Raw genomic sequence first — 21,339 nt, 5'->3', positions numbered from 1 at the left:
AAAATGGTGTCACGACGCAAACCGCCCGTCCATCGGGTGCGGGTCGTCGCGCGCAAAGCGTTGCGCTCGTCCAACTGCCCCTTGCGCGGACGGCCTGACCGGGCTTGTCGGTAGCGGCCGGCCGGCCCGCCATTCGCGTAAACCCGGAAGGCTTCGCATCGATGGCACAATGCGCATCCGTTCGCCATTTCTTCACGAAGTCATGCTTGACCCCGATTCATGCGCGGCGCGTACCGGCCGCGCCCGCGGCCCGTGCCGAAAGGCGCCCCGATGACCGCGCCGGCCCGAGCCGGCCGCTACGCCGAGCTCGATTTCTTCCGCGGCCTCGTGCTGCTCGTCATCGTCGTCGACCACATCGGCGGCAGCATCCTGTCGCGCGTGACGCTGCACGCGTACGCGCTGTGCGACGCGGCCGAGGTGTTCGTGTTCCTCGGCGGCTTCGCGACCGCCATTGCGTACAACTCGCTCGCCGAGCGGCATGACGAGGCCGCCGCACGCCAGCGTTTCATCCGGCGCGCGTTCGAGATCTACCGCGCGTTCCTGGTGACGGCCGGCCTGATGCTGCTGATCACCGCCGTGCTGAACGCGTTCGCGATCGACGGCCCGAACATGCCGACCAACGATCTCGACGGGCTGCTGCACAAGCCGCTCGCCGCGCTGCGCGACATCCTGCTGTTCCGCCGCCAGCCCTACCTCGCGTCGGTGCTGCCGATGTACGCGTTCTTCGCGCTGCTCGTCCCGCTCGCGCTGCCGCTCGCGCGCACGCAGCCCTGGCTGATGCTCGCGTTCAGCGGATCGCTGTGGTACGCGGCGCCGCACGTCGCACGCTTCTTGCCGACCGTCGAAGGCGCGCCGTGGGATTTCAACCCGTTCGCGTGGCAATTCCTGTTCGTGCTCGGCGTGATCGCGCGCTGCCAGCCCGTCTACCAGACCCTCGCGCCGAAGCCGCAGGGCTGGCTGCTGACGGCCGCGGCGCTCGCGATCGTCGCGGCCGGCGCGTACTACCGGCTGCGCATCGAGCCGTTCCCGACCGATCCGTCGATCAAGCAGAACCTCGGCGCGCTACGGCTCGTGAACTTCCTCGCGATCGCGTGGCTCGCCGCCAAGCTCGTGCACCTCGGCTGGATGAAGAAGGTCGCGCACGCGATGCCGTGGATCGGCACGATCGGCCGGCAGGGATTGCTGTGCTTCGTCGCGGGCACCGGCATCTCGCTCGCGGTCGATTCGCTGCTCTACCAGGCGACCGAAGGCTATCTCGACGTGCCGCTCGGCCTGACCGCCGACGTGGTCGCGATCGGACTGCTGTATCTCGTCGCCAAACTCTACGGGCCGCTCGTCGCGCGGCTGCCGTTCGGTTCGCGGCCATGACGCGCCGCGCCGTCATGCGCCGCTGCTACGATAGCCGGCGCCACTCCTGAAACGATTCGCCATGCGCCGACTCGCCCTTCCATTCGCCCTCGCCCTGATCGCCGGCGCGATCGCCACCGCCCACGCCACGCCACCGTCGGCCGCGCCTGCCGCCGCGCCGGCCATATCGCCCGCGCCGCCGGCCGTCCAGACCGCGACGACGCCATCGACCGCGCAGGAGCCGCCCGTCAATCCGGGCAGCAGCGTCGTGCTGCGCACGTTCCGGTCGGCGTCGCTGAAGCGCGACTGGTCGTACACGGTCTACCTGCCGCCCGGCTACAACCCGGAAGGCGCGCGCTACCCGGTGATGTACCTGCTGCACGGCAACGCGGGCAACGCGAACGACTGGGTCACGCAAGGCCGGCTGCAGGCCACCGCCGACACGCTGATCGAGCGCCACGACATTCCGCCGGTCGTGATCGTGATGCCGCAGGGCGGCACCGACTGGTACGTCGACCGCAAGGAGAAGATGCAGAGCGCGTTCCTCAACGACCTGCTGCCCGAAGTCGAAGCGCACTTCGCGGTGTCGAACCAGCGCGCGGGCCGCGCGATCGGCGGCGTGTCGATGGGCGGCTTCGGCGCGCTGCGCTTCTCGCTGCTCGAACCGGGGCTGTTCTGCGGCGCGATGCTGCTGAGCCCCGCGATCTATGCGAACGAGCCGCCGCTCAATTCCGCCGCGCGCTACGTCGGCGTGTTCGGCGACCGGCAGTTCGATTCGCGCGTGTGGCACGAGCTGAACTACCCGGCACTGCTGCGCGGCTATTTCGCGCGCAATTGGCGCGTGCCGATGTTCATCGCGGCCGGCGACGACGACCTGACGATCCAGGCGGAATCGAGCGTGCTGTACACGCACCTGCGCCGCGCGCAGAACCCGGCCGAGCTGCGCATCGTCGACGGCGGGCATACGTGGGACGTCTGGCGCGGGTTGCTCGGGCAGGGGTTGAAGTATGCGCTGGAGTGCGTGAAGTGACGGCCGGCGGGCATTGTCCCGCCGTGCCGCTTGCTCGGCTCCGCGTTCAGCGAAAACCATGGCATCCGATGCGCTTGACGGCGTCGCCTGAATCCGTACCCGCCGCATTTCGTCTACATTGCCGAAGTGGCGATGACATCGTTCGTCGCCTGCCTCCCCTACTCGACCCGCAGGAAATCACGCCATGTCCGTCTCGAAGAAATTCGCCGCCGTCACGGGCGCCGGCTCCGGCATCGGTCGCGCCGCGGCCCTCGCACTCGCCCAGGCCGGCTTCATCGTCGCGCTGCTCGGGCGCACGGAGGCGTCGCTGCGCGACACGCAGGACGCGATCCGCGCCGCCGGCAGCGACGCCGAAGTGTTTCCCGTCGACGTCACCGACGAAGCGTCGGTCGACCACGCGTTCGCGCAGATCGCGCAACGGTTCGGCCGGCTCGACGTCCTGTTCAACAATGCCGGGCGCAACGCCCCGGTCGTGTCCCTCGACGAATACGAACTCGACGTGTGGAACAGCGTCGTCGCGACGAACCTGACCGGCGTCTTCCTGTGCGCGCGCGCCGCGTGGCGGCTGATGAAAACGCAAACGCCGCAGGGCGGCCGGATCATCAACAACGGCTCGATCTCGGCGCACGCACCGCGCCCCGATACGATCGCGTACACGGCCACCAAGCACGCGGTAACCGGAATCACGAAGTCGCTGGCGCTGGACGGCCGCCGATACAACATCGCGTGCGGCCAGATCGACATCGGCAACGCCGCGACGTCGCTCACGGAACGGATGACGCAAGGCGTCCCGCAAGCGGACGGCAGCCTGGCGCCCGAGCCGCGGATGGACGTCGCGCATGTCGCGAACGCGGTCGTCCAGATGGCGAATCTGCCGCTCGATACCAACATCCTCAACATGACGATCATGGCGACCGCGATGCCGTTCGTCGGGCGCGGATAGCGCGCGCCGCGGCCCGTGCCGGGAGGCGGCGTTCACGCACTGGCTGCTACCGAATCACTCCGTCGCAACGACGCTGCATGCAAGCACGTTCGCGAAGCAGATTCAGTGCGGCAGGCTGATCGCTCGCCGCTCGTCCTCGAGCAGTTGCGTCAGCGAAGCGTGCAACCGTTCGAGGCTGCACGGCGGTAGTGCGAAGCTTGCCCAACCGAGCCCGCCATGACGCAGTAACAGCACCACGCCGCCCTGCACCGGATGGCGCTCGGCATACCAGCAGGGATCCATTTCCGTCACGAATTGCTGCCCGTGTGGCGGACGCTCCGGCACCGCCGGCTGCATCGACGCGCGCAGCAGACTCAAGTACTGGATGACTGCGTCCACGTCTTCCGGATCGAGCACGGCTGCGCCCCGTTCGATCGACATCAGCACCACGAGCTTGCCGCGCTCCTCGATCATCTTGATGCTCAACGGTTGTGTCATTTTTGTCGTCCTTGCCGGAATGACGCGATCCCATTATCGACCTCGGTACATCTGAACCGGCTGAAGATTCGTGAACTGCGCATGAATCTTTTTTTAGAAAGCGCTGGAAAAGTGCGCAGCTTCATCGGCTATGTGATCGACCCCTATCGCACACCCGACCGCGCCGCCACGCAGCTTGCCGCCGCCTGATCCCCCCGGCATCGCGCACGCCGTGGCACACATCCCGACGTCGAAGACGATCCGCGGCTCGCGGCCACCTGCCCGGTTAAGCCCACCCGCTCCTTAAAACTTGTTTCATCTTTTTTGCGACCGGCTGTTAGTGGCCGCTCCGCAGAATGCGCTCATCGGTTGCGCCTCGGGTTTTTCCCGACGACGCGCACATCCGGCTCTTCTTCACGACGATATTGAACGGAGCAGCACCTCATGCTGAAAATTGTCCGGCTCGCGCTCGCCCGGCCCTATACGTTCGTCGTACTGGCGCTGCTGATCCTGATCGCGGGCCCGCTCGCGGCGGTCCGAACGCCGATCGACATCTTCCCGGACATCCGCATCCCGGTGATCAGCGTCGTCTGGAACTACGCGGGCCTGCAGCCGGACGACATGTCCGGACGCGTGATCACGTACTACGAGCGCACGCTCGGCACGACGGTCAACGATGTCCAGCATATCGAGTCGCAATCGTTCCGCGGCTACGGCATCGTGAAGATCTTCTTCCAGCCGACGGTCGATATCCGCACGGCGACCGCGCAGGTCACGTCGATCTCGCAGACCGTGCTCAAGCAGATGCCGCCCGGCACCACGCCGCCGCAGATCCTCAACTACAACGCGTCGACCGTGCCCGTGCTGCAGATCGCGCTGACCAGCAACACGCTCGACGAACAGAAGCTCGGCGATTACGCGGTCAACTTCATTCGACCGCAGTTGCTGTCGGTGCCGGGCGTTGCGATTCCGACGCCGTACGGCGGCAAGACACGTGAAGTGCAGATCGATCTCGACCCGCAGGCGCTGCAGTCGAAAGGGCTGTCGGCGCAGGACGTCGCGCACGCGCTCGCGCAGCAGAACCAGATCATCCCGGCCGGTACGCAGAAGATCGGCCGCTTCGAATACAACATCAAGCTCAACAACAGCCCGCTCTCGCTCGACGCGCTGAACGACCTGCCGATCAAGTCGGTCGACGGCACGACGATTTATGTCCGTGACGTCGCGCATGTGCGCGACGGCTATCCGCCGCAGGGCAACATCGTGCGCGTGGACGGCCACCGCGCGGTGCTGATGAGCATCCTGAAGAACGGCTCGGCCTCGACGCTCGACATCATCGCCGGCGTGAAGGCGAAGCTGCCGCTGGTCGAACAGACGCTGCCGCCGGGCCTGAAGCTCGTCACGATGGGCGACCAGTCGACCTTCGTGAACGGCGCCGTCAGCGGCGTCGCGCGCGAAGGCATCATCGCCGCCGCGCTGACCTCGCTGATGATCCTGCTGTTCCTCGGCTCGTGGCGCTCGACGCTGATCATCGCCGCGTCGATCCCGCTGGCCGTGCTGTCGGCGATCGCGCTGCTCGCGGCCACCGGCGAAACGCTCAACGTGATGACGCTCGGCGGCCTCGCGCTCGCGGTCGGGATCCTGGTCGACGATGCGACCGTGACGATCGAGAACGTGAACTGGCACCTCGAACAGGGCAAGGACACGCGCACCGCGATCGTCGACGGCGCGAAACAGATCGTGATGCCGGCGCTCGTCTCGCTGCTGTGCATCTGCATCGTGTTCGTGCCGATGCTGATGCTCGACGGCATCTCGCGCTTCCTGTTCGTGCCGATGGCCAAGGCGGTGATCTTCTCGATGGCGTCGTCGTTCGTGCTGTCGCGCACCTTCGTGCCGATGCTCGCGCAATACCTGCTCAAGCCGCACGCATCGGCCGGTCACGCGTCGGGCGAACTGGCCGCGGTCATGGATCCGCACGCGGGCCATGCCGGCGCGCACGACGTCCCGCCGTCGCGCAATCCGCTGGTGCGCTTCCAGCGTGCGTTCGAGCGCCGCTTCGAAGCCGTGCGCGCGTCGTACCGAATCCTGCTCGGCCTCGCGCTCACGCGCCGCAAGCCGTTCGTCGTCGCCTTCCTCGGCATCGTGGCCGCGTCCTTCCTGCTCGCCCCGTCGCTCGGCCGCAATTTCTTCCCGACCATCGATTCCGGCGAGATCGCGCTACACGTGCGTGCGCCGGTCGGCACACGTGTCGAGGAAACCGCCGCCGAGCTCGACCGCATCGAGAACACGATTCGCGGCGTGATCCCGCCCGCGCAGTTGCGTGCAGTGATCGACAACATCGGCTTGCCGAACAGCGGGATCAACCTGACCTACAACAACAGCGGCACGCTCGGGCCGCAGGACGGCGACATCCTGATCTCGCTGTCGCACGATCACGCGCCGACCGCCGACTACGTGCACACGCTGCGCGAACGCCTGCCGCGCGCCTATCCGGGCACCACGTTCTCGTTCCTGCCCGCCGACATCGTCAGCCAGATCCTCAACTTCGGCGCGCCGGCGCCGGTCGACCTGCAGGTGGCCGGCCCGAACCAGCAGGCCAATCTCGCTTATGCGCGCGAGCTGTACCGCAAGCTGCGGCTGGTCGCCGGCGTCGCCGATCCGCGCATCCAGCAGGCCAGCACCTATCCGCAGTTCACGGTGACGGTCGATCGCACGCGCGCCGACCAGCTCGGCATCACCGAGCAGGACGTGACGAACTCGGTGGTCGCGACGCTGGCCGGCACCAGCCAGGTCGACCCGACCTACTGGCTCAACCCGCACAACGGCGTGTCCTATCCGATCGTCGCGCAAACGCCGCAGTACAGGATGACCACGCTGTCGGCGCTGCGGAACCTGCCGGTCACCGGCGCGAACGGCCAGTCCCAGTTGCTGGGCGGCCTGGCCACGATCACGCGCGGCGTCGGCAACGCAGTGGTGTCGCACTACAACATCGAACCGCTGTTCGACATCTACGCGACCACCCAGGGGCGCGACCTCGGTGCGGTCGCGGCCGACATCGACGACATCGTCAAAGCCACCGCGAAGGATCTGCCGAAGGGCTCGACCGTCACGCTGCGCGGCCAGGTGCAGACCATGAACGGCGCGTTCGCCGGCCTGCTGCTCGGCCTCGTGGGCGCGATCGTGCTGATCTACCTGCTGATCGTCGTGAACTTCCATTCGTGGGCCGACGCTTTCGTGATCGTCTCGGCGCTGCCGGCGGCGCTGGCCGGCATCGTCTGGATGCTGTTCACCACGCATACGCCGCTGTCGGTGCCGGCGCTGACCGGCGCGATCCTGTGCATGGGCGTGGCCACCGCCAACGCGATCCTCGTCGTCAGTTTCGCGCGCGAACGCCTGGCCGACACCGGCAACGCGCTGGCCGCCGCGCTCGAAGCCGGTTTCACGCGGTTCCGCCCGGTGCTGATGACCGCGCTCGCGATGATCATCGGCATGGCGCCGATGGCGCTCGGCCTCGGCGACGGCGGCGAGCAGAACGCACCGCTCGGCCGCGCGGTGATCGGCGGCCTTGCGTGCGCGACGATCGCGACGCTGTTCTTCGTTCCCGTCGTGTTCAGCCTCGTGCATCGGCGCGACGCGCTGAAGCACGACGCGTCCCGCGCTTCCTCCCTTTCCGCGTCCGGAGCCTCCCATGTCCACTGAGATCGATATCAAGTCGCCGAAACGGCTGCCCAACCTCAAGCTCGTCGCCACGCTCACCGCGCTGATCGCGGTCGGCATCGTGGCGACCGGCATCGTCGGCCGCGCGCACGCGAAACAGGAAATGACGACCTGGTCCGCCGAACAGGCGGTGCCGACCGTGGTCGCGTACACGCCGTCGGCCGGCGGCGACGGCGCGACGCTCGTGCTGCCCGGCCATCTGTCCGCATTCGAGAGCGCGCCGATCCACGCGCAGGTGTCGGGCTACCTGCATGCGTGGTACACCGATATCGGCGCGCACGTGAAGTCGGGGCAATTGCTCGGGCTGATCGATACGCCCGAACTCGACCAGCAATTGCAGCAGGCGCGTGCCGACCTGCAGAGCTCGCTCGCCAACGAGAAGCTGGCCGCGTCCACGGCCGCGCGCTGGACCAGAATGCTCGCGCAGGATTCGGTGTCGCAGCAGGAAACCGACGAGAAGACCAGCGACCTCGCGGCCAAGCAGGCGATCGTCGCCGCCAACGAAGCAAACGTGCGGCGCCTCGACGCGCTGGAGGCGTTCAAGCGCATCGTCGCGCCGTTCGACGGCGTCGTCACCGCGCGCAAGACCGACATCGGCCAGTTGATCTCGGCCGGCGGCGGCGCCGGCCCGGAGCTGTTTGCGGTGTCCGACGTCCACCGGATGCGCGTCTACGTGAGCGTGCCGCAGAACGAGGCCGCCGCGATCCGGCCCGGCATGACGGCCACGCTGACCGTGCCCGAGCATCCGGGCGAGACCTTCCAGGCGACGCTCGCCGATACCGACGACGCGATCGCCGATTCGACCGGCACGCTGCTCGTCCAGTTGATGGTCGACAACCGCGACGGCAAGCTGATCCCCGGCGAATACACCGAAGTGCATTTCGCGCTACCGGCCGGCAGCACCCACGTGCTGACGATTCCGGCCAGCTCGTTGATCTTCCGGCAGGCCGGCCTGCAGGTCGCCGTGGTCGGCAAGGACGATCGCGCGGTATTCAAGCCCGTGACGATCGCGACCGATCTCGGCACGCACGTGCAGATCGCGACCGGCCTCGCGCCGGACGATCGCGTGATCGACAATCCGCCCGATTCGCTGGCCGACGGCGACCCGGTCAGGCTCGCGGCGCCGGCCCCCACCGTTGCGTCTGCCAAGCGCAACACGGAGCGTGCGCATGGCTAACCGGCTTCGGCTCTGCGCGATGCTCGCCGGCGTCGCGTTCCTCTGCGCGTGCTCGTTCGCGCCCGCCTATCACGCGCCGCAAACGGCGCTGCCGGCCAGCTTCAAGGAAGCGGGCGGCTGGCAGGCCGCGAAGCCGGCCGACCGCATCGCGCGCGACGGCTGGTGGACGGCGTTTCGCGACCCCGTGCTCGACCGGCTCGAGGCACGGGTGGCCGCGGCCAACCCCGACGTGGCCGCGGCCGTGGCGCGCCACGACGAAGCGGCCGCGCTGTTCGATCAGGCGCGCTCGGGGCTGTTCCCGACCATCGGCCTCGGCGCGCAGGTCTCGAGCAACCGCCAATCGGCCACGCGGCCGCTGCGCGGCTCGAACCAGCCGAACGTCTATGGCGACAACACCCTCGACGCCGGCTTCGACTACGACCTCGACTTGTGGGGGAAAGTCCGCAACGAAGTCGAGGCCGGGCGCGCCGACGCACGGGCCAGCGCCGACGATCTCGCGTCGGTCCAACTGCGCCTGCAGGCCAGCCTCGCCAGCGCGTACTTCAGCCTGCGCGGGCTCGATCAGCAGCAACGGTTGCTGGCCGACACGATCGACACCTACCGGCGCGCGCTGCGCCTGACGATGAGCCGGCACGCGGGCGGCATCGCGTCCGATCTCGACGTGTCGCGCGCGCAGACGCAGCTCGATTCGGCCCGGGCGTCGGCCGAGGACATACGGGCGCGGCGCGCGCTCGACGAGCACGCGATCGCGACGCTCACGGGCGTACCGGCGTCGTCGTTCTCGCTGACGCCGAACCTGAACGCGGCGTACCTGCCGACGATCCCGGCCGGCATTCCCGCGACGCTGCTGCAGCGGCGACCCGACGTCGCGGCCGCCGAGCGGCGCATGGCCGCCGCCAACGCGAAGATCGGCGTGGTGCGCGCGGCGTTCTTCCCCGACGTCACGCTCGGGCTGGTCGGCGGCTACCAAAGCTCGGGCCTCGGCCAATGGCTCCGCGCGCCGAACGAGATCTGGTCGATCGGGCCCAGCCTCGCGCTGACGCTGTTCGACGGCGGCCGGCGCCAGGCGCTCACCGACCAGGCGCGCGCGCAGTTGGCCGAGAACGGCGCGAAATACCGCGCGGTGGTGCTCGACGCGTGCCAGCAGGTGGAAGACAACCTCGCACTCACGCATCACCTCGGCGACGAAGCCGATCGCGAGCAGGAAGCACTCGAGGCGGCCGAACGCACGTTGCAGTTGTCGATGTCGCGCTATCGGGACGGCGTCGTCAGCTATCTCGATGTGGTAACCGCGCAGACCACCGAACTCAATACGAAGGTTGCGATGCTGGCGCTGGACACGCGCCGGCAACTGGCGGCGGTGGGGTTGATCGCCGCGCTGGGCGGCGGGTGGTCGACCGATGAAGCCGCATCCGGTACGCAAGCACCGGCTGCGACGCCGGCCCGTGCAGCGAACTGATTCCCTTGCGACACGGACGAGGCGTGTCGTATTTCAAGGCACCCGTCGCGATGACGGGTGCCGTTTTTTACGTCTGCCCGACCGCGCGGAACGCTTCACGGCATGCCGGTTTGATGTCGCCGCGACTGCGCGCCGATGCATGAATTTCTTTTCACGTTGCGTATGCCGATCCGCTAATGTCCGCCGCCTATGCTTGTCCTCAACCCGTGCGCGACACCGACACGCCGCGCCGGTGGATGAACCCGTTCAATCATCATGAGGACTCCCGACATGAAAACCGCCAACATCGTCGCCACTGCCCTGCTCGCCGCAATCGGCACGCTGTCCGTTCCCGCGTTTGCACTGACCGGCAGCCGGCCGGTCCAGATCTCCCCGGCCGCCACCAAGGACGGCGTGCCAGGCACTCAGGCTGCCGGCCAATGGGTGCCGCCTTACGGCCAGCCGATTCATGAAAAGACGCGCGCCGAGGTCCATGCCGAGCTCGTGCACGCCGAACAGGACGGACAACTCAAGTACCTGAACTCCACGCTCTATTCGCATTGATGCGCGCGACCGTGCGGCCGGGCGGGGTGCCCGGCTCACGCCGGCAGCGCCGCCAGCCGCCCACCGAATTGCTCAAACTTCATGAAACTTCGTCCGTTGCTCGCTCGTTCCGCCCGTATCGCACTCGTCGCGATGGCTGTCAGCGTCATGTTGTCCGGGTGCGCCTCCGCGCCGCCCGACGGCCCAGACGATTGTGTCGGGCCGCCCGACTTCTGCGTGCCGTTCTTCGGCTCGTAAACGAACATGACGGGCGCGCTGCCATCGGCAAGGCGCCCGTCATGTTCGTTGCTCGGCCGGAATCGCGCGTTCATGCGTCCGGCGGCGTCACCGGATAGCCGTAGCGGCTTGCGCTATCGATTCGAACGTCGGGCATCTCAGCCCTGGTGCGATTGCGTGCTCGATCTGTCCGCGCGATGCGACGCGAGATTGCGCTCGGCATCGATCGCACGATCTCCATGTTCGGCATTTGCGTGCGCGAGCGTCACATCGGCAATCGCGAGCCCGGTTCCCTGCACCTTCGCGAACGCCGGCAGCGACGAACACGCCAGCGCGATCAGTCCAGCCGTCATGACGGTCGATTTCATTGCATTACCCCCAGTGCGCACCGCGCGATGCGCGGCATCGAATGATCCATCGCTCGACGATACGCCGCTGCGCCTGACCATCCGGGAACACAGGCATGAAGGATTCTTTAACTTTCAGTGCATGCGGCAGCCAATGCATGACCCGATGCGGATTTTCCTAAAACATGTTTCATCCTCGCGCTGCTGTTTGGATAGTCCGCTGTCCCTAATCTTCGTCCCGCGGCCGACGCAGGCATCCTGCCGTACGGCCTCTATTCAACGCTATCCAGGAGCCGAAGATGAATCATCCCATCCGTTACCTCGTCTGCGCCGCCATGCTCGCATCGAGCGTCTCCGCGCATGCCGAGACGAAGCTCACGTCGGCGCAATGCCACGACTATCCGTTCGTGCACGCGAACGGCCCGATCTCCCACCGACAGCTCGTCAACGAACTGAACGAGTTGGAATCCGTCGGCTACGACCCGTCGTCCGGAGACGAGAGCAGCTATCCCGACGATATCGATTCGGCGCAGGCGCGCCTGATGCAGAAGTACCGGCGCGATTGTGCCGGGGTAGCCAATACCGTCGCGTCGAGCGGTAACTGAATTGTCCGCATGGGAACCATTCTCCGAGTTTGCGCGCGAGCCTTGTGACCGCGCGCGTTTTCTTGTGAAGTTGATAACCGATACGCCCCATCGATGCTTCACGACCGGCTCGCCAGTATCGCCTTTCGTCCGTCGACGGACTCGTACGTCATGGCGTCGTCGATCAGATCGAAGTTGAATTCCTGACCGACGCGCGTCCTGAACACGGGATCGCCGATCACGCTCTCGAGCGCATGCAGCGCAGCCACCAGCCTTTCATGCTCTCGCACCGTGCGGCTCTCGAAATTGCTGAAACGCTGCATCGACAGATCTTTCATCATGAAGAGCGGCGCCGACACGGGAAACGGAACGGGGCCAGCCATCGTGCCGTAGAAATATACGGACGAGCGCATCGGCAGACAGGTTGCCAGCTGGCCGGTCAGCGCACCGCCCACGCCATCGAATACGGTCGTCGTTCCAAGCTCCGATGACAGCTTTCCAAGTGTGTCGGTAAAGTCTTCATCGGCGCGCACGATATGCTCGACACCATCGCGTTGCAGAGCCTCTTGCGCAGCCTGGCTCCTCACCATGGAGATGACCGGCATATTTCTCTGACGAGCGAGGGCCGCGAGCGCCAGCCCGGTTGCCGAGTTCCCCGCCGTGGCAATCACGCCGCGATGCCCGGCCTCGGTAATCGTTTCGAGAAACGCATAGGCTGCGATCACGTTGACCAGCGACCCGCAATAGTCCCGTGCGCTGACGTGTTCGGGCAAGATCAGGCAACTCGTGTAAGGCACCTGCGCTTTTTCGCACCAAAACCCGAGGTTGTACGCGCTACGGTTCAGCGAGCGGTAGACAGCGACACGTCTCCCCATATAACGCTCTGGTACACCGGCACCCGTCGCCACTACCGTCCCGGCACCGGATGCGCCCCACACACCGTGCTGGCTCGCCGGCAGCGCTTTGCCATCGTCAGCACGCGCACGCAAAAATATCTTGTCGCCATGGTTGATTGCAGATGCCTCCATGTCGATCAGCACATGGCCTGCTTCCGGCCGGCTCGGCGGCCGGATATCACGAACTTCCAACGAGCGTTCAGCGGTAACGCAGATAGCTTTCATGACGCGTTTCTCCAGCGATAAACAGCGATGGCGGTAACTGCACAGGCCGTAACTTAAACAAGTAAGCCCGTTGCCGAAACGCAGCCTCCCGGCATACCATCGATTCCAATACAGAATGGATCGATACGAATACCCATGGATCGTCTGGATGCAATTCGCCTGTTTGTCCGACTAGTCGAATGCGGCAGTTTTTCCGCCGTAGGGCGAGAGGAAGGCATTGGACAACCAACCGTAAGCAAGCAGATTGCCGCGCTGGAGCAGTATCTCGGTGCTCAACTGGTGTTGCGAACGTCGCGTCAGGTGGTGATCACCGCGGCGGGCCAAGCGTTCTATGAATCGGCCAAGCCCTTGATGGAGGGCTTCGATTCGCTGGAGTCGTCGGTCGAGACGCGACAGCAATCTCCGCAAGGCTTGGTGAGATTGACGACCGCGCCTGCCTACGGCCGCCTGTGCGTGACGCCGCTCCTTCCCGGGTTCTTTCGGCAATATCCGCACGTTGCGCTCGAATTATCCGTATCCGAACGACAGGTCGACCTGGTCGGGGAAGGCGTGGATCTGGCAATCCGCCACGGGCCGCTGGTGGATTCCTCGCTGACAGCGAGAAAACTATCGGAAACGGAATCGCTGCTCGTGGCCAGTCCGGGCTATATCGCCGCTAAAGGCAGGCCTGCCCGGCTGGCCGATCTGGACGGACATACAGGCGTCGTCTTCGCTCGAAACCATGAGCGCCGCCCTTGGCGCTTCAAGGTCGGGCGGGAAACCGTTCATCGCGTTCCTCAGGGGTCTTTCTTTACGGGTGACGCAGAGCAGGTGCGCGCCGCGGTACTGCACGGGCTCGGCATTGCCCAGGCGCCACGATGGCTCTTCGGAGCGGAAATCGATACCGGGCAAGTCGAAGTCCTCCTGCCCGAGTTTCAGCCGGAACGCATGGCAACCCATCTCGTCTATCCCGCCGGTCGACGCGTACCGACGCGAGTCCGGGTAGTGATCGATTACTTGATGTCGGCACTCGGAACCGCTTCTACCTGAACCGGGCTGGCCGATCGCGCGTAGCGGCTTGTCGCCATCCTACCTTTTCAAACTTCGATCCCAAGGCGGCTCGTTGCCGCACGCTGCAGTCAGGTAGTCGACGAACCGTCGAACCTTGAGCGGGATGCGCCGAGCACTCGGGTAGACCGCCTGTATCGTCAACTCGGTTGCTCGGTAGCCTGGCAGTAGCGCGACGAGCTCGCCACGTCGCACATGCTCCCCGAAGACGAAAGTCGGGCCGTACGCGACGCCGGCGCCCGCCAACGCGGCAGACAGAAGCATCTGGGTGTTGTTGGCAGCGATTCGACAGGGCCCTTCGATGACATGCGCGCGGTTTTTCGCATCGAATAATGTCCAATCCCCGGCCGAGACGGCCTCGCTGAAGACGAGCCGCTGTGCATGAACCAGATCACTCGGCTTACGCGGCATTCCATGCCGCTCGATGTACGCGGGCGACGCGCATATGACCATTCGACATGGCGCGATGCGACTTGTAACGAGCGCGCTGTCCTGCAGCTTCCCAATTCGGATGGCGACGTCGATGCCGTCCTCCAGGAGATCGACATAGCGGTCGCCGAGCAGCACTTCCGCGTTGACCTCAGGGTGGTCCTCGAGATAGCGGGCCGTGACCTCGCCCAAGTGCATCGCACCGAACGTGACAGGCGCCGCAACGCGTAGAACGCCGCGCGCCGTGCGTTGCGAATCGTGTGCTTCCCGGTTGGCGTCTTCGAACGCTTCCAGGATTTGCTTGCTGCGAGCGTAGTACGTCTGGCCGATATCGGTCAGGCTCAAGCGCCGCGTGGTGCGTTGCAGAAGTCGCGCGTTCAGTTGAGCCTCGATCGCACTCACGTGCTTTCCGGCCATCGCCGGCGACAATCCGAAGCGCCGCGCGGCCGCGGCCAGACTGCCCTCTTCGACAGCAGCGACGAACACGCCAAGGCTGGTCAATCGGTCCATTTTCGCCCCCGCCTGATTCGATAACACCATTATCGACTGCCGCTATCCCGCGTGCAATTATCAAATTGCAGGCGCGACACTACGATTCATCCATCCAACCGAGAAGAGGCAGCGCAAATGGAAATCGAAGCGAATGGCACGCGAATCCACGTGACCCAAGCCGGCCAGGGCGACCCGGCCCTGGTGTTCCTGCATTACTACGGCGGCTCGTCGCGGACATGGCAACGCGTGACAGACCTGTTATCGAGCCGATATCGCACCGTCGCCACTGACCATCGGGGCTGGGGCAAGTCCGATGCGCCGGCGGATGGCTACGGTATCGCCGATCTCGCTGCCGACGCCGAGGGCGTCATCGAGACACTGGGTTTGCAACGCTACGTACTCGTCGGTCATTCGATGGGTGGCAAGGTCGCGCAGTTCATCGCGTCGCGACGGCCGAACGGGCTTCAAGGCCTTGTGCTGGTCGCGCCATCGCCACCATCGCCGATGCTGCTTTCCGCGGAAGAACGTGCGACGCTGACGGGCGCCTATCAATCGCGCGAGTCGGTCGAATTCGTTATCGACCACGTACTTACCGCCAAACCGCTCGACACCGCCTGCCGCGAAATGGTCATCGAGGATAGCCTGAAGGCTGGGCCGCAGGCTAAAGCTGCCTGGCCGGAGGTGGCGATGCGCGAAGATATCAGTGCGGCCGTAACTTCGATCGACGTACCGACGATCGTCCTCTCCGGGGAACTGGACCAGGTGGATCGCGTGGTCACATTGCGAACGGAACTGCTGCCGCGTATTCCGCAAGCGACCATGCATATTCTTCCTGGCGTCGGCCACTTGGCGCCGCTAGAGGCGCCGACCGAAGTTGCGCGACTCATCGAAGACTTCGTTGCTGCGGCAAAACCTGAATGGCGTGCCGCACCCACCGCACAATGAGCACCCGACGCCCACGGCGCGCATACTCACTCTTCGTGCGGAATTCCGTCGATCGGACATTCCGGCGTGCCGGGTGTTGCGCGCGTGAGCGCTTCGACACGGCGACGCGTGGCGTCGGGATCCGCAATCCAGTCGCGATAGAAGCCGAACGGACATTCGGCGACGCCATTCGCGCCATCGCCGGAATGGATCGTGCCGGTATAACCGCGATGCAGCAGCTTGTACAGATGGTTCTGCGACTGCATGTTGCGCCGCGCGTCGCGAATCATGCCCAGCGACAGCTCCGCATACTGCACGCCCATTTCCTCCTCGCCGCATTCGCCGAGCGTGCGCCCGTCAAACCCGACGATCGCCGAATGGCCGAAGTACGAATACACGCCGTCCCACCCCGTGGCGTTGGCCACGGCCACGTAGGTGTTGTTCATCCACGCCATCGCCTTCGCGACCATCACCTGCTGCTCTTTCGCCGGATACATATAGCCCTGGCAGCGCACGATCAGCTCCGCGCCATTCATCGCGCAGTCGCGCCAGATCTCCGGATAATTGCCGTCATCGCAGATGATCAGGCTGATCTTGAGGCCCTTCGGCCCATCCGTCACATAGGTGCGGTCGCCCGGATACCAGCCTTCGATCGGCGTCCACGGCATGATCTTCCGATACTTCTGCACGATCTCGCCGCGATTGTCGATCAGCACGAGCGTGTTGTACGGCACCTTGCGCGGATGTTCCTCGTGGCGCTCGCCCGTGATCGAGAACACGCCCCACACGTTGGCCTTGCGGCACGCCGCCGCGAAAATATCCGTCTCTTCGCCGGGAATCGCGGACGCCGTATCGAACATCTCCTGGCGGTCGTACATGATGCCGTGCGTGGAATACTCGGGAAACACCACGAGATCCATGCCCGGCAAACCCTGCTTCATGCCGACCACCATGTCGGCGATACGCCGCGCGTTGTCGAGCACCTCCGCCTTCGCGTGCAGACGCGGCATCTTGTAGTTGACCACCGCGACGCCCACACAGTCGCGGCTACTCGAAATATCACCCTGTCGCATGACGCTTCCTCCTCTAACACGTACACGTTGACGCCGCGCGCGATGGCCGCTGCTTCCGCGCATCGGCTCGCGCGCGGCACACCTTAGTGGCTGATCATCCACGGCCGTCCCGCCGGCCGCTTGAGGCCGTCCGACGCCGTGCCTGCGAGTTTCGACGCGCCGCCCGAGCAGCAACTGCAACCGGCGCGATGGCATAGTGGCGGCCCGTCGCCGGACTGACGCGGCGCGTGCGCGGCACGTTCGTTGGTCGTGTGTGCGGCGCGGCGCGTACCTCCCATCAACGCCAGTGATGGCGCGCTGATGACGCGCCCGCCTTCGGCGCCGCAATCGGGACAGCGGCACGGTTTCTCGCGATCCGCGATGCGACGCATGACGGAGAACGGCCCGCAGCTCGCGCATTCGAAGTCGTAGATTGGCATGACGGCCTCCTATTCCTGCGTCATTTCAGTGTGTCGGTCACGCGTTCGCGAGATCCGGCGAACACGGCAGATCGACGCCGCCCTGGATGTGCCGGATCGGGCCGTCGGCATTCGGGCGAATGTCGAAGTCGAAGATCTGCGTGGGCAGCCACAAGGTCGCACACGCGTTCGGAATGTCCACCACGCCGCTGATGTGCCCCTGCACCGGCGCACAGCCGAGCAGCGAATAGGCTTGCGCGCCCGAATAGCCGAATTTCTTCAGGTACTCGATCGCGTTCAGGCACGCCTGGCGATACGCGGTGGTGACGTCGAGATAATGCTGGCCCCCCTGCTCGTCGACGGAAATGCCCTCGAAAATGAGGTAATCGTTATAGGTCGGCGTGATCGGGCTGGGCTGAAAGACGGGGTTGCGAATCCCGTATTTCGCCATGCCGCCCTTGATCAGATTCACGCGCATATGCACCCAGCCGGCCATTTCGATCGCGCCGCAGAACGTGATCTCGCCGTCGCCCTGGCTGAAGTGCAGGTCGCCGACCGACAGGCCCGCGCCATCCACGTACACGGGGAAAAACACCTTCGAGCCGCGCGACAGATCCTTGATGTCGCAATTGCCGCCGTGTTCGCGCGGCGGCACGGTGCGCGCGCCCTGCGCGGCGGCCCGGTCGCGCGCGTCGCCCGCGAGCTTGCCCATGTGCGCGGTGGCCGCGAACGGCGGATTCGCGAGCGGCGGCACACGATCGGGCGCGGTGGCGATCAGGCCGGTTTCGCGCGCGTTCCAGGTCTCGAGCAGTGCCGGGTCGGGCAGGCAGCCGATCAGGCCCGGGTGAATCAGGCCCGCGAAATGCACGCCCGGAATATGGCGCGAGCTCGTGTACACCCCGTGAAAATCCCAGATCGATTTCTGCGCGCTGGGGAAATGATCGGTGAGAAAGCCGCCGCCGTTGGTCTTCGAAAAGAAGCCATTGAAGCCCCACTGACTATCGGCCTTCGCGCCGATGTCGAGCAGGTCGACCACCAGCAGGTCGCCGGGCTCCGCGCCATGCACGCCGACCGGGCCGGACAGAAAGTGCACGATCGACAGGTCGATGTCGCGCACGTCGTCGGCGCTGTCGTCGTTCTTGATGAAGCCGCCGGTCCAGTCGTAGGTTTCGAGGATGAAATCGTCGCCGGGCTTGACCCAGCAGGCCATCGGAATATCGGGGTGCCAGCGGTTGTGCACCTGTTCGTTTTCGTAAGCCGACTGGTTCAGATCGACCTTGATGAGAGTCTCGGGCATGGCGTTCGCTCCTGGGTTCGCGGATTGACATACGGCGCGGCGCGCGAACGCCGCGCCGCGCCGCGCTCAGACGGACAGATATTCGCGGATGCGGTCGGTGTCGCCCGCATCGCGCGTGCTTTGGTGCACGAAGCGCCCGCCCTCGATCACGAACAGGCGGTCGGCCACGTCGAGCGCGAAGCTCAACACCTGCTCCGACACGACGATGGCGATATGGCGGCTCGTGCGAATCTGGTTGAGCGCCTTGGCGATGTCCTTGATGACGGACGGCTGGATGCCTTCGGTCGGCTCGTCCAGCAACAGCACTTTCGGGTCGGTCGCGAGCGCGCGCGCAATCGCGAGTTGCTGTTGCTGGCCGCCCGACAGATTGCCGCCCTTGCGCTTTCTCATGTCGAACAGCACGGGAAACAACGCGTAAAGTTCGTCGGGCACGCGCTGGCTCTGCGCGTTTTCGAGGCCCGTCTGGATGTTTTCCTCGACGGTCAGCGACGCGAAGATCTGCCGCCCTTGCGGCACGTAGCCGATGCCTTTCGACACGCGGCGGTAGCTCTCGTCCTTCGAGACGTCGGCGCCGGCCACGCGCACGGTGCCGCGATTGGCGGGCAGCATGCCGATCAGCGCCTTGAACAGCGTCGTCTTGCCCATGCCGTTGCGGCCCATCACGGCCACGCTTTCGCCTTGCGCAACGGCAAAGCCGACGCCGTGCAGCACCTCGCTCTGACCGTAGCTGACGACGAGATCGTCGACTTCCAGCATGATGTGTTCTCCGTGTTGTCGTTCGGTTGCCGGCTCAGTGGCCCAGGTACACGTCGATCACGCGCGGATCGGCCTGCACCTGCGCCATTGGTCCTTCCGCGAGAATCTTCCCCTGATGCATGACCGTGACCTTGTGCGCGATGCGCTCCACGAAGGCCATGTCGTGCTCGATCACGATCATCGAGCGGTTGCGGCAGATGCGGTCGAGCAGATCGGCGGTCAGTTCGCGCTCGCGCACGCTCATGCCCGCAATCGGCTCGTCGAGCATCAGCAGTTCGGGGTCCTGCATCAGCAGCATGCCGATTTCGAGCCACTGTTTCTGGCCGTGCGACAGCAGCCCCGCTTCCAGATCGAGCGTGCCGGCGAGGCCGATTTCATCGGCCACGTCGCGCACGCGATCGGCCACGTCGGCGTCCTCGCGATACGCGAGCGCGCCGAACACGCTGCGTCCGCGCGGAAACGACACTTCGAGGTTCTGCGCCACGCTCAGGTTTTCGTAAATCGACGGCGTCTGGAACTTGCGGCCGATCCCTTTACGCACGCGGCGGAATTCCGCGAGATGCGTGATTTCCTCGTTGCGGAACTTGATGCTGCCCGCCGTTTCCTTCGTCTTGCCGCAGATGAGATCGAGCAGCGTGGTCTTGCCTGCGCCGTTCGGGCCGATCACGACGCGCAGCTCGCCGCGTTCGAGATAGAGATTGAGCGAATCGATCGCCTTGAAGCCGTCGAACGACACGGTCAGGTCTTCGATCGCGAGCAGAAAGTCGGTATTGCTCATGCTTCATGCCTCCTCGTTCGCCGCGCCGAGCAGCCGCCGCACGCGCGGGCGCACATGCTCGTCGTACAGACCCGCCAGCCCGTTCGGAAACACCATCACCACGCCGATGAACATCGCCGCCATCAGATAGAGCCAGAGGTTCGGAAAACTCTCCGAAAACCAGCTCTTGCCGAGATTGACGAGAATCGCGCCGTATACCGCGCCGACCAGCGACATGCGCCCGCCGACGGCCGCGTAGATCACCATTTCGATCGACGGCACGATGCCGACGAACGACGGCGACATGAAGCCCACCTGCAGCGTGAACATCGCACCGCCGATGGCCGCGAGCATCGCCGCGAAACAGAACGCGAACACCTTGAACATGGCGACGTCGTAGCCCGAGAAGCGCACGCGGTCTTCCTTGTCGCGCATCGCGAGCAGCAACGTGCCGAGCTTGCTGCGCTGAACCCAGCGGCACGCGAGCAGCGCGCCGATCAGCAACGCGGCGTTCACGAAATACAGCACAAGCTTCGCGTGATCCGTGCGGATGTCCCAGCCGAGCAGCGTGCGCAGGTCGGTGATGCCGTTCACGCCGCCCGTATAGCCCTGCTGGCCGATGATCAGCACCGACAGAATCAGCGCGACCGCCTGCGTGATGATCGCGAAGTACACGCCGCCCACGCGCCGCTTGAACATCGCGTAGCCGATCACGAACGCGAGCGCCATCGGCACGACGAGCACCGCGAGGATCGAGAGCGGCAACGAGTGAAACGGCTTCCACCACGTGGGCAGTGCGGTGAGCTGGTTCCAGTCCATGAAGTCGGGAATGCCGGGCGTCGTCTGCGTGTGCGTGGCGGCCGGATCGGATGCCTCGAGCTTGAGAAACATCGCCATCGCGTAGCCGCCGAGGCCGAAGAACACGCCCTGGCCGAGACTGAGCACGCCGCCGTAGCCCCACGCGATCACGAGGCCGATCGCCACGAACGCGTAGGTCAGGTACTTGCCCATCAGGTTCAGGCGGAACGTGTCGAGCGCGAGCGGAAACACGACCACGATCAGCAGCGCGAGCAACACGATGCCCGCGTAGCCCGACGCATCGAGTCGCGCCACGCGCACGCGCCAGCCGGCCGGCGGCGCGCCCGGGCCGGATCGCGGGGATACGCCGCTCGCCGCGGATTGGATGGGTTCCATGTCCCTCTCTCCAGTCGAATGAAGCTGTCAAT

The 21,339-nt window shown here is 65.6% G+C and carries 21 protein-coding genes; 10 read left to right on the top strand and 11 right to left on the bottom strand.

Translation table 11 applies throughout. The features are described 5' to 3' along the window. Window positions 1-270: 270 nt before the first annotated feature. From KR541_RS25470 to KR541_RS25460, 3 genes are all read left to right on the top strand, one after another. The gene (locus KR541_RS25470; protein WP_050012876.1) at window positions 271-1,368 is read left to right on the top strand and encodes an OpgC domain-containing protein; all 1,098 of its coding nucleotides are present in this window, start codon (window positions 271-273) and stop codon (window positions 1,366-1,368) included. 61 nt (window positions 1,369-1,429) lie between these two features. After that, entirely contained in the window at window positions 1,430-2,377 is a 948-nt protein-coding gene (locus KR541_RS25465; RefSeq protein ID WP_050012845.1) for an alpha/beta hydrolase, read from the top strand. 184 nt (window positions 2,378-2,561) lie between these two features. After that, on the top strand, window positions 2,562-3,320 hold the full coding sequence (locus tag KR541_RS25460) for an SDR family oxidoreductase (protein WP_050012846.1): 759 nt from the start codon (window positions 2,562-2,564) through the stop codon (window positions 3,318-3,320). A gap of 102 nt (window positions 3,321-3,422) precedes the next feature. On the opposite strand, the gene KR541_RS25455 is transcribed toward KR541_RS25460, so the two are convergent. Further along, the gene (locus KR541_RS25455; RefSeq protein ID WP_050012847.1) at window positions 3,423-3,797 is read right to left on the bottom strand and encodes a hypothetical protein; all 375 of its coding nucleotides are present in this window, start codon (window positions 3,795-3,797) and stop codon (window positions 3,423-3,425) included. Between the two features lie 423 nt (window positions 3,798-4,220). Between KR541_RS25455 and KR541_RS25450 the strand changes: the two genes are divergently transcribed. From KR541_RS25450 to KR541_RS25435, 4 genes are all read left to right on the top strand, one after another. Beyond that, a complete protein-coding gene (locus tag KR541_RS25450) occupies window positions 4,221-7,475 on the top strand; it encodes an efflux RND transporter permease subunit (protein WP_050012848.1) in 3,255 nt (1,084 codons plus the stop codon). After that, window positions 7,465-8,670 (top strand): efflux RND transporter periplasmic adaptor subunit, encoded by a 1,206-nt coding sequence (locus tag KR541_RS25445; protein WP_216089879.1) that lies wholly within the window; start codon window positions 7,465-7,467, stop codon window positions 8,668-8,670. The genes KR541_RS25450 and KR541_RS25445 overlap by 11 nt, the downstream gene beginning before the upstream one ends. Next, on the top strand, window positions 8,663-10,129 hold the full coding sequence (locus KR541_RS25440; RefSeq protein WP_124631055.1) for an efflux transporter outer membrane subunit: 1,467 nt from the start codon (window positions 8,663-8,665) through the stop codon (window positions 10,127-10,129). Before KR541_RS25445 ends, KR541_RS25440 begins: the two co-directional genes overlap by 8 nt. Before the next feature lie 270 nt (window positions 10,130-10,399). Beyond that, window positions 10,400-10,672 (top strand): DUF4148 domain-containing protein, encoded by a 273-nt coding sequence (locus KR541_RS25435; RefSeq protein WP_050012851.1) that lies wholly within the window; start codon window positions 10,400-10,402, stop codon window positions 10,670-10,672. A 35-nt stretch (window positions 10,673-10,707) separates the two neighbouring features. On the opposite strand, the gene KR541_RS25430 is transcribed toward KR541_RS25435, so the two are convergent. Beyond that, the gene (locus KR541_RS25430; RefSeq protein WP_160300506.1) at window positions 10,708-10,983 is read right to left on the bottom strand and encodes a hypothetical protein; all 276 of its coding nucleotides are present in this window, start codon (window positions 10,981-10,983) and stop codon (window positions 10,708-10,710) included. A gap of 63 nt (window positions 10,984-11,046) precedes the next feature. Next, complete coding sequence (locus tag KR541_RS25425; RefSeq protein WP_089489464.1) at window positions 11,047-11,256, bottom strand: hypothetical protein; 210 nt, start codon at window positions 11,254-11,256, stop codon at window positions 11,047-11,049. Between the two features lie 278 nt (window positions 11,257-11,534). On the opposite strand from KR541_RS25425, the gene KR541_RS25420 reads away from it, so the two are divergent. Next, complete coding sequence (locus tag KR541_RS25420; RefSeq protein ID WP_089489465.1) at window positions 11,535-11,840, top strand: DUF4148 domain-containing protein; 306 nt, start codon at window positions 11,535-11,537, stop codon at window positions 11,838-11,840. 98 nt (window positions 11,841-11,938) lie between these two features. Here KR541_RS25420 and KR541_RS25415 read toward each other — a convergent pair whose 3' ends face one another. Next, window positions 11,939-12,940 carry a zinc-binding dehydrogenase gene (locus KR541_RS25415; RefSeq protein ID WP_216089878.1) on the bottom strand — a complete coding sequence of 334 codons (1,002 nt, stop codon included), beginning with the start codon at window positions 12,938-12,940 and terminating at the stop codon, window positions 11,939-11,941. Between the two features lie 135 nt (window positions 12,941-13,075). On the opposite strand from KR541_RS25415, the gene KR541_RS25410 reads away from it, so the two are divergent. After that, window positions 13,076-13,969: a LysR family transcriptional regulator gene (locus KR541_RS25410; protein ID WP_216089877.1), complete on the top strand. Its 894-nt coding sequence runs from the start codon at window positions 13,076-13,078 to the stop codon at window positions 13,967-13,969. Window positions 13,970-14,008: 39 nt separating this feature from the next. Here the strand turns inward: KR541_RS25410 and KR541_RS25405 are convergent, their stop codons facing one another. Beyond that, window positions 14,009-14,926 carry a LysR family transcriptional regulator gene (locus KR541_RS25405; protein ID WP_050012856.1) on the bottom strand — a complete coding sequence of 306 codons (918 nt, stop codon included), beginning with the start codon at window positions 14,924-14,926 and terminating at the stop codon, window positions 14,009-14,011. 117 nt (window positions 14,927-15,043) lie between these two features. Here KR541_RS25405 and KR541_RS25400 point away from each other — a divergent pair, with 117 nt between their 5' ends. Further along, a complete protein-coding gene (locus KR541_RS25400) occupies window positions 15,044-15,853 on the top strand; it encodes an alpha/beta fold hydrolase (protein ID WP_124631052.1) in 810 nt (269 codons plus the stop codon). A gap of 26 nt (window positions 15,854-15,879) precedes the next feature. Here KR541_RS25400 and KR541_RS25395 read toward each other — a convergent pair whose 3' ends face one another. The 6 genes from KR541_RS25395 to urtC form a co-directional block, all read right to left on the bottom strand. Further along, window positions 15,880-16,905 carry an aliphatic amidase gene (locus tag KR541_RS25395; protein WP_124653271.1) on the bottom strand — a complete coding sequence of 342 codons (1,026 nt, stop codon included), beginning with the start codon at window positions 16,903-16,905 and terminating at the stop codon, window positions 15,880-15,882. An 83-nt stretch (window positions 16,906-16,988) separates the two neighbouring features. Next, complete coding sequence (locus KR541_RS25390; RefSeq protein WP_216089876.1) at window positions 16,989-17,324, bottom strand: FmdB family zinc ribbon protein; 336 nt, start codon at window positions 17,322-17,324, stop codon at window positions 16,989-16,991. Between the two features lie 37 nt (window positions 17,325-17,361). Continuing rightward, window positions 17,362-18,600 carry a formamidase gene (gene fmdA / locus KR541_RS25385; RefSeq protein ID WP_216089875.1) on the bottom strand — a complete coding sequence of 413 codons (1,239 nt, stop codon included), beginning with the start codon at window positions 18,598-18,600 and terminating at the stop codon, window positions 17,362-17,364. Window positions 18,601-18,666: 66 nt separating this feature from the next. Next, window positions 18,667-19,356 (bottom strand): urea ABC transporter ATP-binding subunit UrtE, encoded by a 690-nt coding sequence (gene urtE, locus KR541_RS25380; protein ID WP_089489469.1) that lies wholly within the window; start codon window positions 19,354-19,356, stop codon window positions 18,667-18,669. Between the two features lie 34 nt (window positions 19,357-19,390). Further along, complete coding sequence (gene urtD / locus KR541_RS25375; RefSeq protein ID WP_050012862.1) at window positions 19,391-20,134, bottom strand: urea ABC transporter ATP-binding protein UrtD; 744 nt, start codon at window positions 20,132-20,134, stop codon at window positions 19,391-19,393. Between the two features lie 3 nt (window positions 20,135-20,137). Continuing rightward, on the bottom strand, window positions 20,138-21,307 hold the full coding sequence (urtC, locus tag KR541_RS25370) for an urea ABC transporter permease subunit UrtC (RefSeq protein ID WP_216089874.1): 1,170 nt from the start codon (window positions 21,305-21,307) through the stop codon (window positions 20,138-20,140). Window positions 21,308-21,339: the final 32 nt, after the last annotated feature.

The organism is Burkholderia sola (assembly GCF_905400185.1).
GTDB lineage: Bacteria > Pseudomonadota > Gammaproteobacteria > Burkholderiales > Burkholderiaceae > Burkholderia > Burkholderia sola.
This window is presented reverse-complemented; position numbering and strand designations above follow the sequence as displayed.